General features: G+C 68.2%; 7 protein-coding genes and 1 pseudogene. 7 read left to right on the top strand and 1 reads right to left on the bottom strand.

What is annotated here, in order from left to right:
* From RMO40_RS04410 to RMO40_RS04400, 3 genes and pseudogenes are all read left to right on the top strand, one after another.
* A partial coding sequence (locus tag RMO40_RS04410) for a fumarylacetoacetate hydrolase family protein (RefSeq protein ID WP_309716849.1) occupies positions 1-475 on the top strand: 475 nt, incomplete at its 5' end.
* A gap of 85 nt (positions 476-560) precedes the next feature.
* Positions 561-1,049: a TIGR02281 family clan AA aspartic protease gene (locus RMO40_RS04405; protein ID WP_309716846.1), complete on the top strand. Its 489-nt coding sequence runs from the start codon at positions 561-563 to the stop codon at positions 1,047-1,049.
* Positions 1,046-2,023, top strand: a pseudogene (locus RMO40_RS04400) (TraB/GumN family protein). Before RMO40_RS04405 ends, RMO40_RS04400 begins: the two are co-directional and overlap by 4 nt.
* Here RMO40_RS04400 and RMO40_RS04395 read toward each other — a convergent pair.
* A complete protein-coding gene (locus RMO40_RS04395) occupies positions 2,024-3,847 on the bottom strand; it encodes a S8 family serine peptidase (protein ID WP_309716843.1) in 1,824 nt (607 codons plus the stop codon). It lies immediately after the preceding pseudogene.
* A 183-nt stretch (positions 3,848-4,030) separates the two neighbouring features.
* On the opposite strand from RMO40_RS04395, the gene RMO40_RS04390 reads away from it, so the two are divergent.
* The 4 genes from RMO40_RS04390 to RMO40_RS04375 all read left to right on the top strand — a co-directional run.
* Positions 4,031-4,699, top strand: coding sequence for a PhaM family polyhydroxyalkanoate granule multifunctional regulatory protein (locus RMO40_RS04390; RefSeq protein ID WP_309716840.1), 669 nt, complete (start codon positions 4,031-4,033; stop codon positions 4,697-4,699).
* Positions 4,700-4,718: 19 nt separating this feature from the next.
* Positions 4,719-5,942 carry an FIST N-terminal domain-containing protein gene (locus RMO40_RS04385; RefSeq protein WP_309716837.1) on the top strand — a complete coding sequence of 408 codons (1,224 nt, stop codon included), beginning with the start codon at positions 4,719-4,721 and terminating at the stop codon, positions 5,940-5,942.
* 36 nt (positions 5,943-5,978) lie between these two features.
* Positions 5,979-7,481 carry an FAD-linked oxidase C-terminal domain-containing protein gene (locus RMO40_RS04380; RefSeq protein WP_309716834.1) on the top strand — a complete coding sequence of 501 codons (1,503 nt, stop codon included), beginning with the start codon at positions 5,979-5,981 and terminating at the stop codon, positions 7,479-7,481.
* A 178-nt stretch (positions 7,482-7,659) separates the two neighbouring features.
* Positions 7,660-8,279, top strand: a 620-nt coding sequence (locus RMO40_RS04375; protein ID WP_309716830.1) for a class I tRNA ligase family protein, incomplete at its 3' end; no start/stop codon positions are given.

The following is an 8,279-nucleotide window of genomic DNA, read 5'->3' as shown; positions in this document are numbered from 1 at the left end:
CAACCTGATCCCGGCCGAGTTAGCCAAGGGTTTCGGCTTCTTGCAGAGCAAACCGGCCACAGCGTTCAGCCCGGTGGCCGTCACGCCCGACGAGCTCGGCGACCCCTGGCGCGGCGGGCGCCTGCACCTGCCGCTGCAAAGCACCTGGAACGGCAGGCGCGTGGGCCTGTGCGACGCCGGCCCGGAGATGACCTTCCACTTCGGCCAGCTGATTGCCCACCTGTGCAAGACGCGCAACGTGCGCGCCGGCAGCATCATCGGCAGCGGCACCGTGAGCAACAAGGACTGGACGCACGGCTACTCGTGTGTCGCCGAAAAGCGCGCCATCGAGACCATCGAACACGGCGAGCCCAAGACCGAGTTCATGAAGTTCGGCGACACCATCCGCATCGAGATGAAGGGGCTGGATGGGCAGACGGTGTTCGGGGCGATTGACCAGGCGGTGACGGCGCTGGTTCCCGACGCTGCCGCATGAAGCGGGCCGAGCGCCGGGCCGCTCCCAAGCCGGCCCGCATTCCCTCGGGAGATCGCCAGACGTACTCGTCGGGCGAGGGGCTGTCATGAACGAGTTCCCGCGCACGCTCAAGATCGCCACGGTCTGGCTGCTCCTGGGTGTGGCGGTGTTCCTCGGCATTCGCACCTGGGAGCACAACCAGCAGCAGTCGCGCTTCCAAGCCACGGGCGGGGTGATCGAAATTCGCCGCGGGCCCGATGGCCACTACCACTGGCCGGGCAGCATCAACGGGATGGACGTCGACTTCCTCATCGACACCGGCGCCACCAGCACCGCCATGTCGCAATCGATGGCGCGTGAGCTGAAGCTCGAAACCATCGGCCGTGTGAAGAGCAACACCGCCGGGGGTGTGGTCACCGGCGAGGTGGTGCGGGCCGACGTGGCGTTGCAGGGGGGCGTGCGTGTCGAGCGCCTGGCCATCACCGCGCTGGCGGGTTTGAATGGCCGCCCGCTCTTGGGCATGGACGTGCTCGGCAAGCTGCGCTGGCAACAACGTGATGGTCTGCTGACCATCGACACCGGGGCAGCGCGATGACATCCGCTCGCCGTTGGCGCAGCACGTTGGCAGTGGCCTGCTTCTTCATCGGCTTGCAAGCGCAGGCCCAAACCCCGGCGCCGGCCGACTGCCCGCCGCAGGCCAGCATGCCCTCGGCCGAGGAGCGCGCCAAGTTGACCGCGCAGGCGCGTGACCGCGGCTTTCTCTGGCGCATCAGCAAGGGCGGCCAAAGCTCCTACCTCTACGGCACCATCCACCTCGCGCGTCGCGAGTGGATGTTCCCCGGCCCGCAGGTCAGCGCTGCCTTGAAAGCCAGCCAGGTGGTGGCGCTGGAGCTCGACATCACCGACACCGCCCTGATGCAGCGCCTGCAAGCCGGCATGGCCCCCAAGGCGGGCGAGCCGGGCGCACAACTGCCCCAAGACCTGGCCACCCGATTGCGCGCCCAGCTGCGTGTGGCCTGTGCACCAAACGAAATGCTCTCCGCCATGTCGCCCGAGATGGTGGGCGCCTTGCTGGTGATGATGTCGGCGCGGCGTGACGGCCTCGACGCCAACTACGGCATCGACCCCGCGCTGGCCCATCTGGCTCGGCGACAAAAAAAGTCTGTGGTGTCGCTCGAAACGCCCGAGCTGCAACTCAAGCTGATGCGCAGCCAGTCGGCCACCGACTTGCGCGAGAGCCTGGAAAAAGTGTTGTCCGACCTGGAGCAGGACCGCACCCGCCCGCTGCTGCTGCGCGTGGCCCAGGTGTGGGCCGAAGGGCGCGACGACGAGCTCGAGCGCTACCGCGAGTGGTGCGACTGCGCCCACACCGAGCTGTAGCAGGCGACCCTGAAAGCCATGCTCGACGACCGCAACCCGGCAATGGCGGCACGCATCGACGCGCTGCACAGCGGGGGCCAAACCGTGTTTGCTGCCGTCGGCAGCTTGCACTTGTTCGGCCCCCAGGCCTTGCCGGCCTTGATGGCCCAGCGCGGTTACCGCGTTGAGCGCATCAACTTCAAACCCTGATCAGTTGATGTTCAGCGTGTAGGTGCCGGCGGTCGCGCCCACCCCGCCGCTGTAGTAGCGCACCCGCACGTAGTACGTGGCCGCCGCGCTCCCGCTGTTTGTCACGCTCACGCTGTCGACCAGGCCTGTGCCCTTGACGCTGCTGCCCACCTGCCGGCCACTGCTGTTGTAGACGTAGAGGTCGTAGTCGGCGCTGGCGTTGGGCGTGAGCCGGCTGGTGAAGGTGGTGCGTGCCGGCACGCTGACGCGGAAGTAATCGGTGTCGCTGCTGCTCGCCACCGTGCCGTTGATGGTGGTGCCGCGCGTCACGGCCTGCGCTGTGCCCATGCTGTTGTTGGGCTCGACCTCGTTGCCCGGCGGCGGGGGCGGTGGTGGTGGCGGGGTCACGCCGCCGGCCGCATCGACCGCCGCGTTGGCGTCGACGATGCCGGTGCCGCACTGCGAGCAGGTGGCCGGGAAGGCGCGTGTCGATGCCTGCAAACGTGTGGATACCTCATCGGGCGTGAGGGCAGGGTTGCGCGACAGCATCAGCGCGACCACGCCCGCCACGTGGGGCGCCGCCATCGAGGTGCCTTGGTAGTACGCGTAGGCGTCGGCACCCGGCGCAGTGGCGCCATTGTTGAGGGTCGACAAGATGCCGTTGGCTGAGCCGCTGCGCACGTCGCCGCCTGGAGCGGCCACTTCCACCACGCTGCCGTAGTTGGAGTAGTAGGCCCGCCCGCCGCTGCGGTTGGTCGCTGCCACGGTGATCACACCGGCGCAGCTGGCCGGTGAGAAGTTGGCCGCGTTGGCGTTGCTGTTGCCAGCCGCCACCACCACCACCGTGCCGCGGCTGCGGGCGCTGTTGATGGCGTTTTGCGAGGTGGTGTCGCAGGCGCCCGAGCCGCCGAGCGAGAGGTTGAGCACCCGCGCCGGGTTGGGGTTGGCGGGGATGCTGCCCACGGTGCCGCCCGAAGCCCAGACCATGCCGTCGGCGATGTCCGAGGTGTAACCCCCGCACTTGCCCAGCACCCGCACCGGAACCACCCGCGCGCCGAAGGCCACGCCGGCCACGCCACTGCCGTTGTTGCTGACGGCGGCGATGGTGCCGGCCACGTGGGTGCCGTGCCAGCTGCTCGACTGGTCTTGCGATGGGCTGCCGGTGCCGCACTCGCCGGCCTGGATGGCGTCGCCGGGGTCTTGGGCATCACTGTCACGCCCGTTGCCGTCGTTCGAGATGAAGGTGTCGGCGATGAAGTCGTAGCCCGGCAGGATGTTGGCGGCCAGGTCGGCGTGCGGGCGGTAGCCGGTGTCGATCACGGCGGCCACCACACCGGTGCCGGTGGATTTGTCCCAGGCGGTCGGCAGGTTCAGCCCGCCGGTGGCTTCGAAGTAGTGCCATTGCTGGCCGTACTGCGTGTCGTTGGGGGTGAGCTGGGCTTGCAGGATGCGGTCGGGCTCGGCGTATTCCACCGACGGGTCGGCGGCCATGATGTCGCGCGCCAACTGCGCCACGTCGGCTTGCGGCAGCGCGCGGTCGAGGCGCATCACCTGGGTGTCGAACGAACCCACCCGCACCAGCTGCAGCTGCAGGCCCGAGCGCGCGGCCACGCCTTGTGCGCCTCGGTGCAGCAGGGCGCGGTCGGGGGCGCCTGCGGTCGCGGTGGTGCCGGCGACGCCGCTGCGGTATTTGATGATCAGGCGGTTGGTGGGCCGCTCGGCCGCGGCATCGCCCGCTGCCGCCGGGCCACCGGCGTGCGCCCACAGCGGGGCACACAAACTCACGGCGATCAGAGCACCCAGAGTGGCTTGTGGCCGGGTGATGCGCTTGTCATGGAGACTCATGGTTCATCCTTGTGAAGTGAACGGGTTGGTGCTGATCCACGACCAGCCGACGCAGGGTCGGGCAAGTCAGCACCCGCGTCACCTGCTACAGCTTGCAGGTTGACGATCACCACGGCAGGTGCATCGCATGCACAATCGCTTGCACACGCACACAACGCGGGCTTCTTCAGGAGACACAGCACCATGGCCGATACCTCCAGCTTCACCAAGATGGTTCCCGGGTTCGACTTCCTGCAAGGCCTGGTCAAGAACGCCGGCTCGGCCTTGCCCAACATCGGCCAGTGGGTCGCCCCCACGCTCAACCCGGAAGAGCTCGAAAAACGCATCGAGGAGCTGCGCACCGTGCAGTTCTGGCTGGAGCAGAACGCCCGCATGCTGGGTGCCACCATCCAGGCGCTGGAGGTGCAGCGCATGACGCTGTCCACCCTCAAGACCATGAACGTGCAGATGACCGACCTGCGCGAGTCGCTCACCATTCGCCCGCCCGAGGCCGCAGCTGCCCTTGCCGCCGCTGCGCCGCCTGCCGCCAAGAGCGTGCGCAAGGCGGGCTCGAAAGGCGCCGAGTCGGCACCTCAGGCGGTCGACCCGATGCAGTGGTGGGGCGCGCTCACCAAGCAGTTCACCGAGCTGGCCACCGTGGCGATGAAAGACAGCGCCACCGACGCCGCCAAGAACCTGGCGGGCGCGATGCTCAAGCAGTCGGTCGACGCCGCCGGCCAGACGCTCAAGAAGGCCGCCAGCATGCCGGGCCAGGTGGCGCGCACCGCGGCGGGTGTGGCCGCCGGTGCGGCCGGTGCCGCGGTGCGCAAGCGCGCCGCCGCGCGCAAAACCAAGAGCCCCAAGGCCCGGTGAGCCAGCGGGCCCGCGCGCGATGAAGCTGTTTGCCCACGCCCACGCCACGCACCCCGACTGGCGCATGGCCGTGGCGCTGGCCGCGGCGCAGATCGAGGCGCAGCGCGCCGACCCTGCCGGCCTGCACATCAACCAGCCCACGCTCGGTTGGGCCTATTTCAGCGACCACTACGCCCCGCAGGCCAAGGCCTTGCTCGCCGAGCTGCGACAGCGCTGGCCGGGTGTGGCCTGGGTGGGCGCCTCGGGCATCGGCCTGGCGGCCAATGGGGTGGAGTATTTCGACGAGCCCGCGCTGGTGCTGATGCTGGCCGACCTGCCGCGTGACCAGTTCTGCGTGTTTTCCGGTGCGCGCCCGCTGAGCCAGGCACCGGCTGGTTTCGAGGCCGCCACCGCGCAGGTGCATGCCGACGGCCGCACCGCCGACCTGGGCGAGCTGATCGCCGACATGAGCAAACTCACGCAAACCGGTTATCTGTTTGGCGGCCTCGCCTCGGCGCGCAACCAGCCGCTGCAGCTGGCCGACGGCATCTTCGAAGGCGGTTTGTCGGGTGTGGCATTCGGCCCCGAAGTGACACTGGTGTCGCGCGTGACCCAGGGCTGCCAGCCCATCGGCCCGGTGCGCCACGTCAGCCAGGGTGAGCGCAACGTCGTCAACCAGCTCGACGGCGAGCCCGCACTCGAGTGCCTGCTGCGCGACCTGGGCGTGAGCGGGCGCGAGCCGCGCGAAGCCCTGCCGCGCATCCGCGAAACTTTGGTCGGCCTGATCGACCGCAGCGACGACGCCTTGTCGCGCCCCGGCCAGTTTGGTGCCGACACGCGCGTGCGCCACCTGGTCGGCATCGACCCGGCGCGTGGGGGTGTGGCGCTGAGCGACGAGGTGGAAGAGGGCATGCAGATCGCCTTCTGCCGCCGCGACACCGAGGCCGCGCGGCGCGACCTGGTGCGCATCTGCACCGAGATCCGCGAAGAGCTCGAACCCGAGACCCTGCCGGTGGAGACCGCGCTCGCCTTGCAAGGCGCCGAAGCCGACCACGCGCCGCACCCGGCGCGGCGCATCGCCGGGGCCATCTACGTGAGCTGCGTCGGCCGAGGCGGGCCGCACTTCGGCGCGCCCTCGGCCGAGCTGGCGATCATTCGCCGGGCGCTGGGTGATGTGCCGCTGGCAGGCTTTTTTGCCTCGGGCGAGATCGCACGCCGGCACCTGTATGGCTACACCGGTGTGCTGACCGTCTTCTCTGCTTGATCTTCTCTGCTTGATCTTCTTTGCCTGACCCGATCCATGAACACGATGACCACTCCCCCCGCCCCCACGCGCGACGAGCGTGTGGCCCGACAGTCGTCGGTGGTCGCCGAGCTGGCCGCCTTGTTGCCGCCGCACGCCCTGTTGTGGCAAAGCGAAGACACGGTGCCCTACGAATGTGACGGCCTCACCGCGTACCGCGAGCAGCCGCTGGCCGTAGCCCTGCCCGAAACCGAAGAGCAGGTCGCCGCCGTGCTGCGCGCCTGCCACAAGCTCGGTGTGCCGGTGGTGGCGCGCGGCGCGGGCACCGGCTTGTCGGGCGGCGCCATGCCGCACCGCATGGGTGTGACGCTCAGCCTCGCCAAGTTCAACCGCATCGTGAAGGTCGACGCGCTGGCGCGCACGGCCACCGTGCAGTGCGGTGTGCGCAACCTGGCCATCAGCGAGGCCGTGGCGCCACTCGGCCTGTACTACGCACCCGACCCCAGCAGCCAGATCGCCTGCACCATCGGTGGCAACGTCGCCGAAAACTCGGGCGGTGTGCACTGCCTCAAGTACGGCCTGACCTTGCACAACGTGCTGCGCGTGCGCGGCTTTATGGCCGACGGCGAGGCGGTCGAGTTCGGCGCCGAAGCGCTCGACGTGGCCGGCCTCGACCTGATGACGGTGCTGATCGGCAGCGAAGGCATGCTGGCGGTGGCGATCGAAGTCACCGTGAAACTCGTTCCCAAGCCGCAGCTCGCGCGCTGCATCATGGCAAGCTTCGACGACATCCGCCGTGCTGGCGATGCGGTGGCGAACATCATTGCTGCCGGCATCATCCCGGCCGGGCTGGAGATGATGGACAAGCCGATGGTTGCCGCCGTCGAAGGCTTCGTGAACGCGGGTTACGACCTCGATGCCGCGGCCATCCTGCTGTGCGAAAGCGATGGCACGCCCGAAGAAGTGGCCGAAGAAATCGGCCGCATGCTCGACGTGCTGGCCGAAAGCGGCGCCACCCGCATGGAGGTGAGCAAGGACGAAGCCCAGCGCCTGCGTTTCTGGAGCGGGCGCAAGAACGCCTTTCCGGCCAGTGGGCGCATCAGCCCCGACTACATGTGCATGGACTCGACCATCCCGCGCAAGCGCCTGGCCGACATCCTGCTCGCCATTGCCGAGATGGAGAAAAAGTACGAACTGCGCTGCGTCAACGTGTTCCACGCCGGCGACGGCAACCTGCACCCGCTGATCCTGTTCGACGCCAACGACCCCGACCAGCTGCGCCGCTGCGAACTTTTCGGCGCCGACATCCTGGAAACCAGCGTCCGGTTCGGCGGCACGGTGACGGGTGAGCACGGCGTGGGCGTCGAAAAGCTGTCGTCGATGTGCGTGCAGTTTTCACCGGCCGAGCGTGAGCAGATGCTCGCCCTCAAGCGCGCCTTCGATCCCGAAGGCCTGCTCAACCCCGGCAAGGTGATCCCCACGCTCGTGCGCTGCGCCGAGTACGGAAAGATGCATGTGCGCAAGGGGCTGCTGCCGTTTGCCGAGCTACCGCGGTTCTAGAGATTTCCGTTCCGTTCACCCTGAGCCTGTCGAAGGGACGAGTGCACGGCGCTGGCTTCGACCCTTCTACGGAGGCTCAGGATAGGCAAGCTCAGCCGAACGGGAGTTGTCGCAGGGGTGTGCCTTCCTATAATCGCCCACCCCCCAAGAAGAGGCTGCCGCCCGCCCGGCTCGACCCATGAACTCCGACTTCAAGCCCAATGACATCGAGCGCGCCGCCCAGGCCGCGTGGACGGCTGCCGACGCCTACCGCGTGACGGAAGACGCGAGCAAGGAAAAGTTCTACGCCTGCTCGATGCTGCCCTACCCCAGCGGCAAGCTGCACATGGGCCACGTGCGCAACTACACCATCAACGACATGCTCACGCGCCAGCTGCGCATGAAGGGCATGAACGTGCTGATGCCCATGGGCTGGGACGCCTTCGGTCTGCCGGCAGAAAACGCCGCCATCAAGAACAAGGTGCCGCCGGCCAAGTGGACCTACGACAACATCGCCTACATGAAGCGGCAGATGCAGGCGATGGGCCTGGCCATCGACTGGAGCCGCGAGGTCACGACCTGCTCGCCCGACTACTACCGCTGGAACCAATGGTTGTTCCTGCGCATGCTCAAGGCCGGCATCGCCGAGCGCCGCACGCAAATCGTCAACTGGGACCCGGTCGACCAGACCGTGCTCGCCAACGAGCAGGTGATCGACGGCAAGGGCTGGCGCTCGGGCGCCGTGATCGAAAAGCGCGAGATCCCCGGCTACTACCTCAACATCACCAAGTACGCCGACGAGCTGCTCGACCATGTGCA

It is taken from the genome of Rhizobacter sp. (genome assembly GCF_031412075.1).
GTDB lineage: Bacteria > Pseudomonadota > Gammaproteobacteria > Burkholderiales > Burkholderiaceae_C > Rhizobacter.
The sequence above is the reverse complement of the archived record's forward strand: the minus strand, read 5'-3'. Positions and strand labels throughout refer to the sequence as shown.